General features: G+C 63.8%; 13 protein-coding genes and 1 pseudogene. 1 reads left to right on the top strand and 13 read right to left on the bottom strand.

Annotated elements, in window-relative coordinates; translation table 11 throughout:
- Nucleotides 1-46: 46 nt before the first annotated feature.
- Nucleotides 47-2,452: a phosphoenolpyruvate synthase gene (gene ppsA, locus HV711_RS08020; protein WP_013588783.1), complete on the bottom strand. Its 2,406-nt coding sequence runs from the start codon at nt 2,450-2,452 to the stop codon at nt 47-49.
- Between the two features lie 523 nt (nt 2,453-2,975).
- Here ppsA and ppsR point away from each other — a divergent pair.
- Nucleotides 2,976-3,791 (top strand): posphoenolpyruvate synthetase regulatory kinase/phosphorylase PpsR, encoded by an 816-nt coding sequence (gene ppsR, locus HV711_RS08015; RefSeq protein ID WP_012433432.1) that lies wholly within the window; start codon nt 2,976-2,978, stop codon nt 3,789-3,791.
- Nucleotides 3,792-3,800: 9 nt separating this feature from the next.
- On the opposite strand, the pseudogene HV711_RS08010 reads toward ppsR, so the two are convergent.
- From HV711_RS08010 to uppS, 12 genes and pseudogenes are all read right to left on the bottom strand, one after another.
- A pseudogene (locus HV711_RS08010) lies at nt 3,801-4,588 on the bottom strand (TrmH family RNA methyltransferase).
- Nucleotides 4,589-4,688: 100 nt separating this feature from the next.
- Nucleotides 4,689-5,450 (bottom strand): ribonuclease HII, encoded by a 762-nt coding sequence (gene rnhB, locus HV711_RS08005; RefSeq protein ID WP_035477497.1) that lies wholly within the window; start codon nt 5,448-5,450, stop codon nt 4,689-4,691.
- Between the two features lie 47 nt (nt 5,451-5,497).
- Nucleotides 5,498-6,667, bottom strand: a complete 1,170-nt coding sequence (gene lpxB / locus HV711_RS08000; RefSeq protein WP_013588787.1) for a lipid-A-disaccharide synthase — start codon at nt 6,665-6,667, stop codon at nt 5,498-5,500.
- Nucleotides 6,668-6,670: 3 nt separating this feature from the next.
- The gene (lpxA, locus tag HV711_RS07995; protein ID WP_013588788.1) at nt 6,671-7,459 is read right to left on the bottom strand and encodes an acyl-ACP--UDP-N-acetylglucosamine O-acyltransferase; all 789 of its coding nucleotides are present in this window, start codon (nt 7,457-7,459) and stop codon (nt 6,671-6,673) included.
- Between the two features lie 128 nt (nt 7,460-7,587).
- Nucleotides 7,588-8,052 (bottom strand): 3-hydroxyacyl-ACP dehydratase FabZ, encoded by a 465-nt coding sequence (fabZ, locus tag HV711_RS07990; protein WP_006048683.1) that lies wholly within the window; start codon nt 8,050-8,052, stop codon nt 7,588-7,590.
- Nucleotides 8,053-8,256: 204 nt separating this feature from the next.
- Nucleotides 8,257-9,381, bottom strand: a complete 1,125-nt coding sequence (gene lpxD / locus HV711_RS07985) for a UDP-3-O-(3-hydroxymyristoyl)glucosamine N-acyltransferase (protein ID WP_028363343.1) — start codon at nt 9,379-9,381, stop codon at nt 8,257-8,259.
- 74 nt (nt 9,382-9,455) lie between these two features.
- On the bottom strand, nt 9,456-9,977 hold the full coding sequence (locus HV711_RS07980; protein WP_028363344.1) for an OmpH/Skp family outer membrane protein: 522 nt from the start codon (nt 9,975-9,977) through the stop codon (nt 9,456-9,458).
- Between the two features lie 47 nt (nt 9,978-10,024).
- Nucleotides 10,025-12,337: an outer membrane protein assembly factor BamA gene (gene bamA, locus HV711_RS07975; RefSeq protein WP_013588791.1), complete on the bottom strand. Its 2,313-nt coding sequence runs from the start codon at nt 12,335-12,337 to the stop codon at nt 10,025-10,027.
- 66 nt (nt 12,338-12,403) lie between these two features.
- Nucleotides 12,404-13,819, bottom strand: a complete 1,416-nt coding sequence (gene rseP, locus HV711_RS07970) for an RIP metalloprotease RseP (RefSeq protein ID WP_035477458.1) — start codon at nt 13,817-13,819, stop codon at nt 12,404-12,406.
- Nucleotides 13,820-13,826: 7 nt separating this feature from the next.
- The gene (locus tag HV711_RS07965; protein ID WP_015003079.1) at nt 13,827-15,032 is read right to left on the bottom strand and encodes a 1-deoxy-D-xylulose-5-phosphate reductoisomerase; all 1,206 of its coding nucleotides are present in this window, start codon (nt 15,030-15,032) and stop codon (nt 13,827-13,829) included.
- 10 nt (nt 15,033-15,042) lie between these two features.
- Nucleotides 15,043-15,864, bottom strand: coding sequence for a phosphatidate cytidylyltransferase (locus HV711_RS07960; protein WP_013588794.1), 822 nt, complete (start codon nt 15,862-15,864; stop codon nt 15,043-15,045).
- Nucleotides 15,858-16,640 carry a polyprenyl diphosphate synthase gene (gene uppS, locus HV711_RS07955; protein ID WP_013588795.1) on the bottom strand — a complete coding sequence of 261 codons (783 nt, stop codon included), beginning with the start codon at nt 16,638-16,640 and terminating at the stop codon, nt 15,858-15,860. Before uppS ends, HV711_RS07960 begins: the two co-directional genes overlap by 7 nt.
- Between the last annotated feature and the right edge of the window lie 71 nt (nt 16,641-16,711).

The raw sequence follows: 16,711 nt of genomic DNA, 5'->3' as shown, positions 1-16,711 counted from the left end.
CCCAGCTTCGTTATGCGTGCCGCGTAGGACGCGGCACGCGCGGCGCTTACTTCGTCGACGATTTCGCCAGTTGCTGCCACGTCTCGATGATCGTGTCGGGGTTCAGCGAGATCGACTTGATGCCCTCATCCGTCAGCCATTGCGCGAAATCCGGATGATCCGACGGACCCTGACCGCAGATACCGACGTACTTGTTCAGGCGCAGACACGTTTCGATCGCACGCTTCAGCATGAACTTCACCGCCGGATCGCGCTCGTCGAAGTCGACGGCGAGCAGTTCCATGCCGGAGTCGCGGTCGAGGCCGAGCGTGAGCTGCGTGAGGTCGTTCGAACCGATCGAGAAGCCGTCGAAGTATTGCAGGAATTCTTCGGCCAGAATCGCGTTCGACGGCACTTCGCACATCATGATGAGACGCAGGCCGTTCTCGCCGCGCTTCAGGCCGAACTTCTCGAGCAGCCCGACCACGCGCTCCGCCTGCTTCAGCGTACGCACGAACGGCACCATGATCTCGACGTTGTCGAGGCCCATTTCTTCGCGCACCTTCTTCAGCGCGACGCATTCCATCTGGAACGCTTCGGCGAAGTCTTCGGCGATGTAGCGCGACGCGCCGCGGAAGCCGAGCATCGGGTTCTCTTCGTCCGGCTCGTAGCGCGAACCGCCGATCAGCTTCTTGTACTCGTTCGACTTGAAGTCGGACATGCGCACGATCACGGGCTTCGGATAGAACGCCGCCGCGATCGTGGCAATGCCTTCCGTCAGCTTGTCGACGTAGAACGCGCGCGGCGACGCGTGACCGCGAGCGACGCTTTCCACCGCCTTCTTCAGGTCCTGATCGACGTTCGGATATTCGAGAATCGCCTTCGGGTGAACGCCGATATTGTTGTTGATGATGAACTCGAGGCGCGCGAGACCCACGCCTGCGTTCGGCAGTTGCGAGAAGTCGAAAGCCAGTTGCGGGTTGCCGACGTTCATCATGATCTTCACCGGAATCGGCGGCAGTTCGCCGCGCTGCACTTCGGTGATTTCGGTTTCGAGCAGGCCGTCGTAGATCTTGCCTTCGTCGCCTTCGGCGCACGAAACCGTCACGAGCGCGCCGTCCTTGAGCACGTCCGTTGCGTCGCCGCAGCCGACCACGGCCGGCACGCCGAGTTCACGCGCGATGATGGCCGCGTGGCAGGTACGGCCGCCACGGTTCGTGACGATCGCGGAAGCGCGCTTCATGACCGGCTCCCAGTTCGGGTCCGTCATGTCGGCGACCAGCACGTCGCCCGGCTGCACACGGTCCATTTCCGACGGATCGTGAATCACGCGCACTGGGCCCGCGCCGATCTTCTGGCCGATCGCGCGGCCGGTGGCGAGCACGTTCGACTGGCCCTTCAGCTTGAAGCGCTGCTCCGCCTTGCCGGAAGCCTGGCTCTTCACCGTTTCCGGGCGCGCCTGCAGGATGAAGATCTTGCCGTCGCGGCCGTCTTTGCCCCACTCGATGTCCATCGGACGCTCGTAGTGCTTTTCGATGATGACCGCGTACTTCGCCAGTTCGATCACGTCTTCGTCGGTGATCGAAAAGCGGTTGCGCTGCTCGTGCGGCACGTCGACGGTCTTCACGCGGCCTTCTTCGCCGGCCTTCGTGAACTCCATCTTGATGAGCTTGGAGCCGATGGAGCGGCGGATGATCGGATACTTACCTTGCGCGAGCGTGGTCTTGTAGACGTAGAACTCGTCCGGATTCACCGCGCCCTGCACGACCGTTTCGCCGAGGCCGTAGCTCGACGTGATGAACACCGCGTCCTTGAAGCCCGATTCGGTGTCGAGCGTGAACATCACGCCGGCCGCGCCCACGTCGGAGCGCACCATGCGCTGCACGCCCGCCGACAACGCAACTTCAGCATGCGTGAAACCTTTGTGGACGCGATAGGAAATAGCGCGGTCGTTGTACAGCGACGCGAACACGTGCTTCATGCGATCGAGCACGTCTTCGATACCGACCACATTGAGGTAGCTCTCTTGCTGACCCGCGAACGATGCGTCGGGCAGGTCTTCCGCCGTTGCCGACGAGCGCACGGCAAACGACAGCTCTTCGGGCGAGCTGTTCTGCAGTGTGTCGAAGCCTGCGCGAATATCAGCCTCGAGCTTGGGCTGCAGCGGCGCCTCGACGATCCATTGACGGATCTCCTTGCCCGCTTCGGCGAGCGCCTTCACGTCGTCGACGTCGAGCGTCTCGAGACGTTTGGCGATGCGTTCGGTCAGGTTGTTGTGATGCAGGAAGTCGCGGAAAGCCAGTGCCGTCGTGGCGAAACCGGTCGGCACGCGCACGCCGGCTTCGGCGAGTTGACTGATCATCTCGCCAAGCGACGCGTTCTTGCCGCCGACAATCTCCACATCGGTCATCCGCAACTGCTCGAACGGAACTACATACGCCTTATCCTTTGCGACGGTAACTGCGTTAGTCATACAAGCCCCTAAGTGTGAAAGAAATTCACGGCTGTGCAAGTGGGCTCGAACGCGAGACGCTCATTGGAAGCGTGACCTCACGTCTTGCACAACCTGTTGGAGAAACAATCGCTTGCGCCGCGCCGCACATTAGCGCGACGAAGAAGGCGAATGAACGGAATTAGCGCCCGATTTAGCGCGTTGCGTTCACGTTGGCGCCGGATAGCGGCGCGTTGAACGACCGTTCGCAGTGAGTTAGGCGCCAATCGCCTGCAATTGCTTATCCAACAGGTTGCCGCTATTCTACCGTGCCGACTCTCGAAATGTGACGGTCGGACGAGAATTGCGCCTCGAATCGCGCCCGAATGTGCCGTGGCGCTCTTTCCATGCTGTCAAAGAGTTCCCCGGCCGTCCCGGCGCAGTAGCGGTGCCCACGGCGCGCTGCTTCGACGGCGCTGTAGAGCGGTCAGCCACCGCGCAGCGAAGCCGATGCAGCCATGTTCCATTCGAGCGCTTTTTGCCGCTCACGTTCCCTGTCCCACTGATGCCGCCCACCGTATTCATCGTCTCCGACGGTACCGGGATCACTGCCGAAACCTTCGCGCATTCGATCCTCTCCCAGTTCGACCAGAAATTCCGCCTGGTTCGCGTGCCTTTTGTCGATTCGACCGAGAAGGCATACGCCACGCTCGAAAAGATCAATGAGGCCATCGTCCAGGACGGCCGTCGTCCGATCGTCTTCACGACGCTCGTGGACAGCGCGTCGAATCAGATCGTGAAGGGCTCGAATGCGCTCGTGCTCGATATGTTCCAGACCTTCGTCGAGCCGCTCGAACAGGAACTGGAGCTCAAGTCGAGCCATGCAATGGGACGCGGTCACCAGAACGCGGACACCGAGGAATACAAGAACCGGATCGAGGCGATCAACTTCTCGCTCGCGCACGACGACGGCCAGTCGAACCGCAATCTGGCGGACGCCGACGTGATCCTCGTCGGCGTGTCACGCAGCGGCAAGACGCCCACGAGCCTTTACCTCGCCATGCAATACGGCGTGAAAGCGGCCAACTATCCGCTGATTCCGGAAGATTTCGAGCGCGGCAAACTGCCCACGCCCCTATTGGCGCACCGGCAGAAAATGTTTGGCTTGTCGATCGATCCGCAGCGGCTTTCGGAAATCCGCAACGAGCGCAGGCCGGGCAGCAAATATGCGGCGCCGGAAAATTGCCGTTACGAGATCAACGAAGCGGAAGCGATGATGCGTCGCGAGGGCATCAAGTGGCTGTCGTCGACGCACAAGTCGATTGAGGAGATCGCAACCACGATCCTGCAGGAAATCAAACTGGACCGGCCGTCGTACTGACGAGCCTTCCTATGCGCGGCGCGCGCGTTGCTGTCTGCACTGCTCGAACATGCAGACGGCGGCCGCCGCCGCCACGTTGAGCGACTCCATGCCGCCCGGCTGCGGAATCGTCACCCGCAACGAGACCGCGTCGCGCCAGGCTTGCGAGACGCCCGCGCCTTCGTTGCCGAACACCCAGGCCAGTTCGCCGCTCAGGTCGCACTCGTCAATCGCCTCGGCTCCGTGCGAATCGGTGATGACGATCGGCACCGCGAGACGCCCGATCAATGCAGCGGCGTCGACATCTTCGTGAATCTGCAACAGGAAGTGCGCGCCATGCCTGAGCGCAGCACCTTCGAGGACCACGCGTACGCCGTGCCCGGCGCGCAGAACACCCGTTGAATGCCGGCCGCGGCCGCGCTGCGCAAAATGGAGCCGACGTTGCCCGCGTCCTGCACACCGTCGAGCACGATGCACGTTTCTTCGACGGTATCCGGTAACGGCGCGCTGAGCTTTTCCACGAGCAGAAGCATGCCCACGCCGTGCACCACGTTCGACAGCTGCCCGAACAACGCATCCGGCAGCGTAACGATGCGGTGATCCTCGATGCGCGACACGATGGCCTGCGCTTCGTCATGGGCAAGCGCGCCTTCGGTGACGATGCACATGTCCGGCTGGCCCGCGACGTCCAGATACGCGCTCGCCAGATGAAAGCCTTCGAGCAGCGCGTGGCCGCTGCGGCGCTGCTGGTGCGTCGAGCCGGCCAGCGCCTTCAGGCGTTTATAGAGCGGATTGTCCCGCGAGGTGATGGCTTTCACAGGCAGCGAGGGCGTGATGAATGAGGAAAAGAGTTCGCGATGGTCGGCAGGCAGTACGGCGGCGCTGCATGCGCCGCAGCGTCACGTGGACGCTCGCGCCTCATGCTCCCGCGCCGCTGCGCTCGCCGAAAGCATCCGTATCGAGCAGCGCATCGTCCAGCATGCCGTCGGCCAGCATCTCCGGCACCGCGATAATCTCGCCTGCCGGCAACGGCACGCCGGTGCCGAACCGCAGATGCGCTTCGCGCACGGGCGCGAACGAGCGTCGGTGATGTTCGCACGGCCCATGCTCGCGCAACGCCGCCAGATGCTGCGGCGTGCCGTAGCCGGCATGCGCATTGAAACCGTACATGGGATAAGTCTGGTGCAACTCGAGCAGCATGCGGTCGCGCGTGACCTTGGCGAGAATCGACGCCGCCGAGATGCTTTTCACCAGCGCGTCGCCGCCGATCACCGCTTCGCTGTGGATGCTCAGCATCGGGCAGCGATTGCCGTCCACTTTCACGAGCGTGGGTGTGACCGCGAGGCCCTCCACGGCACGTTTCATTGCCAGCATGGTGGCGTGCAGGATGTTCAGCGAATCGATTTCCTCGACGGTTGCCGAGGCAATGCAGTAAGCGAGCGCGCGGTCGACGATCTTCTCGTACAGTTCGTCGCGTTTTTTTGCGGTGAGCGCTTTGGAATCGTCGAGGCCGCGAATCATCGGCTTTGACGGATCGAAAATCACCGCCGCGGCGACGACCGGGCCGGCCAGCGGCCCGCGCCCGGCTTCGTCGACGCCGCAGACGATGTCGTCCGCCGTCTCGAAGTTCAGGCCCACCTGCCGACTGGCCGCGCTGGCGCCGGCCTTGCGGCGCGGCATGCCTGCGGCGGCTGTTGCGCCGGGGCGCTCGCTGGCGCGCGGCTTGGTCACGGCCGCGCCCCACGCCTTTCGACGATGCTCGCGACAACCTCCGCCGCACGCTGCGCGGTATTCTGCTTCAGCACGTGATGCATCTCCGTGAAGATTTCCGTCAGCGTGCGCCGGTTGGCTTCGTCGCGCAACTGTTTCAGCGTGGCCTCGGCGAGCGCCTGAGGCGTCGCGAAATGCTGCAGGATTTCCGGCACGACGAAGCGCCCGGCCAGAATGTTCGGCAAGCCCACGTACGGCAGATAGCCCTGCCGGCGCATGATCTGACCGGTCAGCCAGGGCACCTTGTAGGAGATCACCATCGGCTTTTTCAGAAGCGCAGCCTCGAGCGTGACCGTGCCGCTTTTCACGAGGATCGCGTCGGCCGCGGTCATGGCGAGTTGCGACTGGCCGTCCGTAATGGTGAGCGCAAGCCCCGGGTGCGAATCGACCAGCGGACGCAGCATCTCGCGCAAAGCGGGCGTGGCCGCCGGCATCACGAAGCGCAGGCGGGGCTCCTGGTGCTGCATCATTTCCATCGCGGCAAAAAACGTCGGCCCGATCAGGTCGATCTCCGAGCGGCGGCTGCCGGGCAAGACCGCGATGACCGGACCGCTTTCCGCGAGACCCAGCGTGCGGCGCGCACCGAGCGTGTCCGGTTCGAGCGGGATCTCGTCGGCAAGCGGATGGCCCACATAGGACGCGGCAACGCCCGCCTTTTCGAGCAGCGCGGTTTCGAACGGAAACACGCACAGCATGTGGTCGACCGCCTTGGCGATCTTCTTGATGCGCCCGCCGCGCCACGCCCAGATGGACGGGCACACGAAGTGGACGGTCGGAATGCCCGCCTCGCGCAGCGGATGCTCGAGCCCGAAGTTGAAATCGGGCGCATCCACGCCGACGAACACTGCAGGCGGCTCAGCCAGCAACTGGCGCTTCAGGTCGTTGCGGATGCGCAGAATTTCGGGAATGTGCCGCAGCGCTTCGACATAGCCGCGCACGGACAGTTTTTCCATCGGCCAATGGGCGTCGAAACCCGTGGCGATCATGCGGGGGCCGCCAATGCCGTAGTAATGCGCGGCGGCAGGCAAGCGGCTCGCGAGGCCGCCCAGCAGCGACGAGGCCAGCAGGTCGCCGGACGGCTCGCCGGCCACCATGGCGATGCGCAGCGGACTGGGTTGCAATGCCATCGCTTAGCGGATGATGCCGCGCTGCGACGCTTCGACGAATGCCAGCAGCGTGGCCACCGGCTCGTCGCCGTCGCCGCCGGCGGACGCGAGCTCGCGCAGTTGCGCCTTGGCTTCCTCGAGCGACAGGCTGTTCTTGTACAGCAGACGGTATGCCGAGCGCAGGGCCGAGATGGCGTCCGGCGAAAAGCCGCGGCGGCGTAGACCTTCCACGTTGATGCCGTGCGGCTCCGCCTTGTTGCCGGCCGCGATCACGAACGGCGGAATGTCCTGCACGAGCGCGGACGCCCCGCCCAGCATGGAATGCGCGCCGATGCGCACGAACTGATGCACGCCCGACATGCCGCCGACGATCGCAAAGTCGCCGATCGTCACATGGCCGGCCATTTGCGCGTTACTCGACAGAACCACGTTGTTGCCGACGTGGCAGTCGTGGCCGATGTGCACGTACGCCATGATCCAGTTGTCGTCGCCGAGCGTGGTCACGCCGGCGTCCTGCACCGTGCCGGTGTGGATCGTGGTGAACTCGCGGATCGTGTTGCGGTGGCCGATTTCGAGCCGCGTCGGCTCGTCCTTGTACTTCATGTCCTGCGGACGGCCGCCGACCGACGCGTAATGGCCAATGCGGTTGTCTTCGCCGATGGTGGTGTGACCTTCGATCACACTGTGCGAGCCGATCGTGGTCCGCGCGCCGATCGTCACGTGCGCGCCGATCACGGCATACGGTCCGATTTCGACGGATTCGTCGAGTTGTGCGCCCGGTTCGATGATCGCAGTGGGATGAATCCTGCTCATGCGTCCTCGCTTCTGATTCTGTTGCGTTGTCTGGGGTGCGCCGCGGCGAGCCGGCTGCGCTGCGGGAGGCGCCGGCTGGCCGAACGTCGACTCGGGCGCCCTCGCGCGCGCGGCGCTTGCACGGGACGTCAGGCGTCCTTGTCCGTGTGACGCACCGCGCACATCAGGTCGGCTTCCGCCGCCACGACGCCGTCCACCTCGGCTCGCGCCTTGAACTTCCAGATGCCGCGCATATGCCGCTCGAACGTGCAGTTCAGGATGAGCTGATCGCCCGGTTCCACGACGCGCTTGAAGCGCGCATTGTCGATACCGACGAACAGGTACAGCGTGTTCGACGGATCGCTCGGCTCTTCCGAGAACGTCAGAAGCGCCGCCGTTTGCGCGAGCGCTTCGAGGATCAGCACGCCCGGCATGACCGGGCGCGTCGGAAAGTGCCCCTGGAAATACGGCTCGTTGATCGACACGTTCTTCAACGCTTTGATGCTCTTGTGCGGCTCAAGTTCGAGCACCCGGTCGACCAGCAGGATCGGGTAACGATGGGGCAGCAGCGTGAGAATCTTATGAATGTCGAGATTGATTTTTTCGGTGCTCATGGTGTTTCTGCTCGCGCATTGACTGCGCGATGATGACTGCGGATGCTGGTGCAGGTGGATTGTCAGCGGGTTGAGAGCCGTTCTGAGTGCTTGCTGTCGACGCTCGCCGTGAATGGGTTGCCGTGCCACCGGGTCGCGGCAACCGCCTTCGCTTAACTGTGTTCGCCCGCTATTTTACGCGGTGTCGGCGGCCCGCCGGGAAATCTAGCTTTTATCGCCCCGCGCCGGGTCGGCCGCGCCCGCTGCTCCGCGCGCCGGCTGACTGCCCGGCTGCTGGGCTGCGGCGCTTTCCAGCGCCTTGATACGGTCGCGCAGCTTGTCGATGTTGCGCAGCAAGGCCGCACTTTTGTTCCAGTCGGCGTGATTCACAGCCGGAAACGCGCTGGTGTACATGCCGGGCTTCAACAGCGACTTCGACACGCCCGACTTGGCCGTGACGATAACGTAGTCGGCCAGCGTCACATGGCCGGCAATGCCGACCGCCCCGCCGATCATGCAATGGCGGCCGATGGTCGTGCTGCCCGCAATGCCCGCGCAGCCGGCAATCACGGTGTATGCGCCGATCTTGCAGTTGTGCCCGATCTGCACGAGGTTGTCGATCTTCACGCACTCCTCGATGACCGTGTCGGCCATCGCGCCGCGGTCGATCGTGGTGTTCGCGCCGATTTCGACGTCCGCCGCGATCGACACGCCCCCGACCTGCGGAATCTTGACCCAGCTACCGGTACGCGCCTCGCCTTCGCCGACGAAATCCGGCGCGAAGCCAAAGCCGTCCGAGCCGATGACCGCGCCCGCGTGAACGATCACGCGTTCGGCGAGTTTGCAGCCGTGGTAGACGGCCACGTTCGGATACAGATGCGAACCGGCGCCGATGCGCGTGCCGCGGCCGATCACCACATTCGCGTCGAGCCGCACATTGTCGCCGATCACCGCACCCGCTTCCACCGTGACGTGCGGTCCAATCACCGCGCTCGCGGCGACCTGCGCGGACGGATCGATCGTCGCGCTCGGATGGATGCCCGGCGCAACCTTCGGCGTGGCGAGGTCAATGAAGGTTTGCGCGACGCGCGCGAAGTAAGCGTACGGATTCGGCGTGACGATGAAGTTACGGCCGCTGTGCGAGCTGAGCTTGGCGAGGTCGTCGGCATTGATCAGGACCGCACCCGCGCGAGTCGTTTCGACTTGCGACAGGTACTTCGGGTTGGCGAGGAACGCCAGCTGGTCCGGGCCTGCCTGGTCGAGCGGCGCCAGACTGCCGACGCGCTGCGAACCGTCTCCCACTACTTCACCGCCGAACCGTTGAACGATGTCCTCGAGCGTAAAAGCCATGCCTATCCTGTCTCCTGCTGTTCACTACAACCTGTTGGTGCGACGTATCTTTGGACTTTTCGTGCCCGTCGCCTTCAGTTGCCCGAAGCCGCCAGCGCCTTCAGCACCTGATCCGTAATGTCGATGCGTGGGCTCACGTACACCGCTTCCTGCACGATCAGGTCATAGTGCTGCGCCTCGGCGATCTGCTTGATCACCTTGTTCGCGCGGTCCAGCACCGCCGCCAGTTCTTCATTGCGGCGCTGGTTCAGGTCCTCGCGAAATTCACGTTGCTTGCGCTGGAAGTCGGTGTCGAGCTGCGACAGATCGCGTTGCTTTTGCGCACGGTCCGTGGGCGACATGGAGGCGCCGTTCTTGTCGAGCGAATCGGACATGGACTTGAGTTTCTGCGCCATGTCCGCGAGGTCCTTGTCGCGCTTGGCGAACTCGGCCTCGAGCTTGACCTGGGCCGCCTTCGCCGCGGCCGATTCCCGCAGAATCCGGTCGGAATTCACCGCGGCAATCCTGGCTTCCTGCGCGTGCGCCACTCCGACGCCCAGCGTCAATGCCAGCGCCAGCGCGCAAGCCACACGTTTCGAAAACATACCGGTTAGCAAAGTGATCCTCTCGATACTGTTGTTTGGCGAGCCGTCCGCGGCGCGGATCAGAACGCCGTCCCAATCTGGAACTGGAACTTCTGATACTGGTCGCCCGTGTGCTTGGTGAGCGGGAAGCCCAGACTCAACTTGAGCGGCCCGATCGGCGAAATCCACGCGAGACCGACACCGTAGCCGTAGCGCAGACCATTGGCGCCGTTCGAGGTGGCCGCACTGCTCGCGTCCGCCCAGACGTTACCGGCGTCGAGGAACGTGAACACGCGCAAGGTGCGATCATAGCCGGTGCCCGGCAGCGGGAATGTCAATTCGATATTGCCGACGAGCAGCTTCGAACCGCCGATCGGGTCGCCGGTCGTCTTGTCGCGCGGACCCAGCGAGCTCGGCTCGTAGCCGCGGACCGAACCGATGCCGCCCGCGTAGTAGTTCTTGAAGATCGGGTACGGCTTGCCGCCCATGCCCTTGCCGTAGCCGCCCTGGAAGTTGAAGCCCAGCACGAAGCCCCGCGCGAACGAGTAATAGTACTGCGCGTTGATGTCGGCCTTGTAGTACTGCGTGCCGCCGATCGGCGTGCCGTACTCCGCGTTCGCCTGCGTGAAGTATCCGCGGCTCGGCACGAGCGCGCTGTCACGCGCGTCGCGCGACCAGCCCACCGTGACCGGCACGTTGTTCGACACACGGCCGAAGTCCTGCACGTATTGCTTGTACGACGCCGGCGTGTTCGCGTCGACGTCGAGCTTGTTCTGCTCGAGACCCGCGCCGAAGTAGACCGTGTCGACTTCCGAAAACGGAATGCCGAACTTCAGGTCGCCGCCCATGGTGACGATCTTGAAGCTCGAATCGGTGGAGTAGTACAGCGGCTGATATGTGCGGTAATAGACGTCGGTAATACGCTTGATGCCGTCCACCGTGAAGTACGGGTCGACCTGCGTGACCGTCAGGGTACGGTACGTCTTGGCGGTGTTGACGTTCACAGAGAGGCTCGTGCCCGAGCCGAACACGTTGTCCTGCGAGACGCCCGCGGACAGCACCACCTTGTCCGTTGACGAGAAGCCCGCGCCGAGCGTGATCGCGCCGGTCGGCTTTTCGGCGACCTTCACGTCCACGTCGACCTGGTCCGGCGTGCCTTCCACCGGCACCGTGGTCACGTCGACGTCCGTGAAGTAGCCAAGACGGTTGATACGGTCTTTCGACAACGCGAGGCGGTTCGAGTCGAACCACGAGCTTTCGAGCTGGCGCATTTCGCGGCGCACCACTTCGTCGCGCGTACGGGTGTTGCCGACCACGTTGATGCGGCGCACGTAGACGCGGCGGCTCGGGTCCACCTGCAGCGTCAGGTCGACCTTGTGATTGGCCTGGTCGATCTGCGGCTGCGCGTTGACGGTCGCGAATGCGTAGCCGTATTCGCCCAGTTTGTCGACGATCGCCTTGGTCGTGGATTGCAGCTTTTCGGCCGAGAAGCGGTCGCCCGGCTTGATCTTGATGAGCTTGGCGAGCTCGGGCTCGCGATCGAGCAGATTGCCGGCAAGTTTGATGCTCGAGATGGTGTACGGCTCGCCTTCATGCAGCGTGACCGTCAGATACATGTCCTTCTTGTCCGGCGTGATGGACACCTGGGTCGACTCGATATTGAACTCGAGATAGCCGCGGTTCAGGTAGTAGGAGCGGATATTTTCGAGGTCGCCGGTGAGCTTGTCTTTCGCGTACAGGTCGTTCTTCGTGTACCACGAGAACCAGTTCGGCGTGGACAGCTGCATTTCGTCGCGCAGCGTGCCGGTGCTGAACGCCTTGTTGCCGATAAAGTTGATCTGGCGAATCTTGGCGCTCGGGCCCTCCGCCACCGAGAACAGCACCGAGACGCGATTGCGGTCGATCGGCGTGATCGTGGTGGTGACTTCGGCCGCATAGTAGCCGCGCGTCAGGTACTGGCGCTTGAGTTCCTGCTCCGCCTTGTCGACGAGCGCCTTGTCGTAGTAACGGCCTTGCGACAAACCGACCGCGCGCAGCGCCTTGGTCAGGTTTTCCTTGTCGAACTCGTGAATGCCCGCGAAGTCGATCGTGCCGATGGCCGGACGCTCCAGCACCTGCACGATCACCACATTGCCTTCGGTGGCGATCTTGACGTCGTTGAAGAAGCCCGTTGCGTACAGCGCGCGAATGGCTTCGGACGCCTTGTCGTCGGTAAACGTATCGCCCTGCTTGATGGGCAGATAGGCGAACACGGTACCAGGTTCGACGCGTTGCAACCCCTCGATCCGGATGTCCTGCACCACGAACGGCGTCGTTGCGTGAGCAACCAGCCCATGCGCGGCGAGTGCCGCGGTTATAACCGTCTTCGGAACAAAGCGATGAGGTTTAAACAACGTGCTTCCCCAGTGTGTATAGCTGCATCAGGCCGGACGGCCGCCATGTGAGCGCCGCCGGACACTTTAAAAGTGGATTAAACGAGCGAGATCGTTAAACAGTGCAATCGCCGACAAAGCGACGATGCAGGCGAGACCCGCCCTCTGAAAAACGAGTTGCCAGCGATCGGAGACAACTTTACCGGTCACAGCTTCAACCAAATAATATAACAGATGCCCCCCGTCCAATACCGGAATTGGTAGCAGGTTCAGTACACCGAGGCTAATACTGACGAGGGCAAGAAACGACAAAAATGCAGAAGGACCTAGACGTGCGCTCTTTCCTGCGTAATCCGCGATGGTTACCGGACCCGACAGATTCTTGAGCGATGCGTCGCCGACGATCATGCGGCCGAACATGCGCACCGAGTACGCCGCGAGATCCCATGTACGACGCGCGCCCAGCCGAAGGCTTTCGACAGGTCCATAACGCACGTTGATGGACGGCACCTGGGTCGCGAGTTCGGCGCCGATGCGGCCGACCTGCTCTCCGGTTGCCGGGTCGCGCTGTGCTTGCGGCACGATGCGGATATCTTCGAGCTTGCCCGGTGCCTGGCCCTGCGCTTGCGTTTGCGTCCGCCCCGCGCCCGCCCGCTCCACCTGCAGGGTCAGCGGCTGGCCGGCGTGCGATTTTACATACGCGATGAAGGCCGTGGCATTGTCAGTCGCGATACCGTTGATCGCGCGCAAACGGTCGCCCGGACGAAGCCCCGCCTTTTGCGCCGCACTGCCCGGCTGCACGCCCGCGACCGTCAGCTTGCCGCCGCCAGGCTCGAAACCGAGGCGCGACATGAAGTCGTCGTCGACATCTTTTTCAGTGAGACCGCGCAGGTCCAGCTGGAAGTCCGACGTGCCGTCCGCGCCTTTTGCGCTCAGCACGACGCGCTTGTGATCGAACGCCGCGCCGAGCAGTTTCCAGCGCAAGTCGGACCAGGAGCGCACCGGCTCGGATTCGGCGGCATTCTCCGCGCGCACGGCCACCACCGTTTCGCCGCCTTCGAAACCGGCCACCGCAGCGGCCGTGTTGGGTGCCGGCGTGGCGAGGATCGCCGCCGGCTCCGTTACGCCGGTGGCGAACACGAGGCTGAACAGCACGATGGCCAGCAGGAAATTGGCGACCGGGCCGGCCGCGACGATCGCAATGCGGCGCCACACCGACTGCCGGTTGAACGCATGCGGCAACGCTTCGGCGGGGATCGGCGCCTGGCCGGTCTCGCGCTCGTCGAGCATCTTCACATAGCCGCCGAGCGGCAGCGCGGCGATTGTCCATTCCGTGCCGCTTTTCGGGCTGACCCACTGGAAAAGCGGCTTGCCGAAGCCGATCGAAAAGCGCAGCACCTTGACGCCGCACAGCCGCGCCACGCTGTAATGCCCATATTCGTGGACGACCACGAGCACGCCAATCGCAACCGCGAAGGCGAGCACTTCGATCAGCAGATTCATAGTCGCCTCACTGGACGGCGCGTTCCGTGCGGCGGGCGGCGTCGGGCAGACGTGCGATGAATTCGGCAGCGGCGCGGCGCGCGGCGGCGTCCGCTTCGATCACGTCTTCGAGCGCGTGCGCGCTGCGATTCGGCAACGCGTTGAGCACCGAGTCGACCACCTGCGCGATGGCCATGAAGCCGATCTGGCGTGACAGGAACGCTTCAACAGCAATTTCGTTAGCGGCGTTCAGCGCCGCGCTGGCGACGCCGCCTTCGGCGAGCGCCTTCATGGCCAATGCGAGGCAAGGGAACCGCGCGTAATCCGGTTTTTCGAACGACAGCGACGCGATTTCAGCGAGGTCCAGCTGCGCGACCCCGGAATCCACGCGATCCGGGAACGCGAGCGCATGGGCGATCGGCGTGCGCATGTCGGGATTGCCGAGCTGCGCGAGCACCGAGCCATCGGCATAGGACACGAGCGAATGGATCACGCTTTGCGGATGGATCAGCACGTCGATTCGTTCGCCCGGCAGACCGAACAGCCAATGCGCCTCGATCACTTCGAGGCCTTTGTTCATCATGGTGGCGGAATCGACCGAAATCTTGCGGCCCATGACCCAGTTCGGATGCTTGCAGGCCTCTTCCGGCGTCACGTCGACGAGCGTGGCCGGTTCGCGCGTGCGAAACGGGCCGCCCGACGCGGTCAGAATGATCTTGGAGACGCCGCCATGCAGCGCGGCTTCGCGCGGCAGGCACTGGAAAATGGCGTTGTGTTCGCTGTCGACCGGCAGCAGAACCGCGCCGTTGTCGTGGACCGCGTCCATGAAGATCGCGCCGGACATGACGAGCGCTTCCTTGTTTGCGAGCAGGATGCGCTTGCCGGCGCGCGCGGCGGCGAGGCTCGGCGCGAGGCCGGCGGCGCCGACGATTGCCGCGACCACGGTGTCGCAGCCGTCGCTCTTCGAGACCTGAACGAGCGCCTCGGCGCCGTGCGTCACCTCGGTCTTGCAGCCTGCGTCGCGCAGCTTTGCCGCGACCCGCGCGGCCGTGTCGGCGTCGCCGACCACCGCAACTTCGGGCCGGAAGCGCAGGCATTGCTCGACGAGCTTGTCGCCGTTGCGGTGCGCGGTGAGCGCATACACCGAAAAGCGCTCCGGATGACGCGCGACGACGTCGAGCGTGCTGTCTCCAATCGAGCCCGTGGAACCGAGCAATGTCAGACGTTTGTGCATATCTCTTTCTCTAGCCGAGGAGCAGCATGGCGAGCGGCAGCACCGGCAACAGTGCGTCGATGCGGTCGAGCACGCCGCCGTGCCCCGGCAACAGGCCGCTCGAATCTTTCACACCGGCCTGGCGTTTCATCATCGATTCAAAAAGGTCGCCCACCACGCTGAACGCCACCAGCACGGTCAGCGCAAGCAGCGCGCGCGGGGCGCCCCAGCGCGCCCACAACGCAGAATACAGGGTTGGCTCGAACGCATGCAGAAGGACGGCCGCGAGGGCGACGATCATGACCGCCACCCAGCCGCCGATCGCGCCCTCCCACGTCTTGCCCGGGCTGATGGCGGGCGCGAGCTTGTGCTTGCCGAACGCCTTACCCGAGAAGTATGCGCCGATATCGGCGAGCCATACCAACAGCAGCAGCGACAGCACGAAAGGCACGCCCTGCAGGCGCGCGGCGACGAGAGCATGCCAGCACGCGACGAATATCACAATCCCGGCAAGAAACAGAAAGCTGCGCCACGCGCCTTGTGCGAGCGTGGGCTTGCGCAGCAGCACGAACGGGCCGGCGATCACCCAGAAAATGGCCGCCGCCTTGTAAAAGGGCCGCGCGTCGTCCACGCCGATGCCAAGGCGGGTACTGGCGACGAGCGCAACAGCCGCCACGAGCGCGTAGATCACCGGGCCGGCGCCGCCCAGCTTCAGCAGACGGGCCCACTCCCACGCGGCGAATACGACGACGAAAGCGATTAACGCGCCAAACGCGCCGACCGGTGCGAACAACGTGACGGGCAAAAACACCGCCAGGAGGACAACCGCCGTGATGACACGGGTTTTTAGCATGGAAGCGAATCGACGTTTTGCGATTGCGGCTCGAGCTGTGCACTGGTGCGGCCGAAACGGCGCTCACGCTCGCCGTACGAAGCAATGGCGCGACCGAGTGCGTCGGCGTCGAAATCGGGCCAGAAGGTGTCGGTGAAATAGAACTCGGTGTAGGCGAGCTGCCAGAGCAGGAAATTGCTCACACGCCGCTCGCCGCCCGTGCGGATAAACAGGTCCGGCTCGGGTGCGTAGGCCATGGACAGATGCTCGGCGAACGATTCCTCGTTCACCTCGACCGCTTCGCCCGTCTGCGCCGCCTGTTCGACGAGCTTGCGGGTGGCCTGCATGATGTCCCAGCGGCCGCCGTAATTGGCCGCGATGGTCAGCGTAAGACGGGTATTGCGCGCGGTCTTGGTCTCCGCGCGCCTGATCAGGTCGCGGATGCGGGTGTCGAAACGTTCGAGATCGCCGACCACGCGCAAACGGATACCGTTGGCATGCAGTTTGCCGATTTCGCGCTCCAGCGCGGTGACGAACAGGCGCATCAGGAACGACACTTCGTCGTTTGGGCGGCGCCAGTTTTCGGAACTGAAAGCAAACAGCGTCAGATATTCGACGCCCTGCCGGGCGCAGGCCTCGACGGTCGCGCGCACCGCGTCGACGCCGCGCGTATGACCGGCCACGCGCGGCAAGCGGCGCTGGGTGGCCCAACGGCCGTTGCCGTCCATGATGATCGCGATATGTCGCGGCACCGCGGCGACATCAGGCACGCGCACGGTTGAGCTGGTATAGGTCATGGCCGTCGGGACAATAACTGCAAAAGAAGAAGAAAAAATCCTGAAAGTGGTGAGTGCTCCCAGACCTGGCG

The sequence above is a fragment of the Paraburkholderia phenoliruptrix genome (genome assembly GCF_902859825.1).
GTDB classification, from domain to species: domain Bacteria; phylum Pseudomonadota; class Gammaproteobacteria; order Burkholderiales; family Burkholderiaceae; genus Paraburkholderia; species Paraburkholderia phenoliruptrix.
Note: the sequence above shows the minus strand (reverse complement) of the source record. Positions and strands in the feature narration are given on the sequence as shown.

What these genes read in the sequence shown, in the direction of transcription:
- ppsA (WP_013588783.1), bottom strand. Translation starts at nt 2,452, where the DNA reads ATGACTAACGCAGTTACCGTCGCAAAGGATAAGGCGTATGTAGTTCCG.
- ppsR (WP_012433432.1), top strand. Translation starts at nt 2,976, where the DNA reads ATGCCGCCCACCGTATTCATCGTCTCCGACGGTACCGGGATCACTGCC.
- rnhB (WP_035477497.1), bottom strand. Translation starts at nt 5,450, where the DNA reads ATGCCGCGCCGCAAGGCCGGCGCCAGCGCGGCCAGTCGGCAGGTGGGC.
- lpxB (WP_013588787.1), bottom strand. Translation starts at nt 6,667, where the DNA reads ATGGCATTGCAACCCAGTCCGCTGCGCATCGCCATGGTGGCCGGCGAG.
- lpxA (WP_013588788.1), bottom strand. Translation starts at nt 7,459, where the DNA reads ATGAGCAGGATTCATCCCACTGCGATCATCGAACCGGGCGCACAACTC.
- fabZ (WP_006048683.1), bottom strand. Translation starts at nt 8,052, where the DNA reads ATGAGCACCGAAAAAATCAATCTCGACATTCATAAGATTCTCACGCTG.
- lpxD (WP_028363343.1), bottom strand. Translation starts at nt 9,381, where the DNA reads ATGGCTTTTACGCTCGAGGACATCGTTCAACGGTTCGGCGGTGAAGTA.
- rseP (WP_035477458.1), bottom strand. Translation starts at nt 13,819, where the DNA reads ATGAATCTGCTGATCGAAGTGCTCGCCTTCGCGGTTGCGATTGGCGTG.
- HV711_RS07965 (WP_015003079.1), bottom strand. Translation starts at nt 15,032, where the DNA reads ATGCACAAACGTCTGACATTGCTCGGTTCCACGGGCTCGATTGGAGAC.
- HV711_RS07960 (WP_013588794.1), bottom strand. Translation starts at nt 15,864, where the DNA reads ATGCTAAAAACCCGTGTCATCACGGCGGTTGTCCTCCTGGCGGTGTTT.
- uppS (WP_013588795.1), bottom strand. Translation starts at nt 16,640, where the DNA reads ATGACCTATACCAGCTCAACCGTGCGCGTGCCTGATGTCGCCGCGGTG.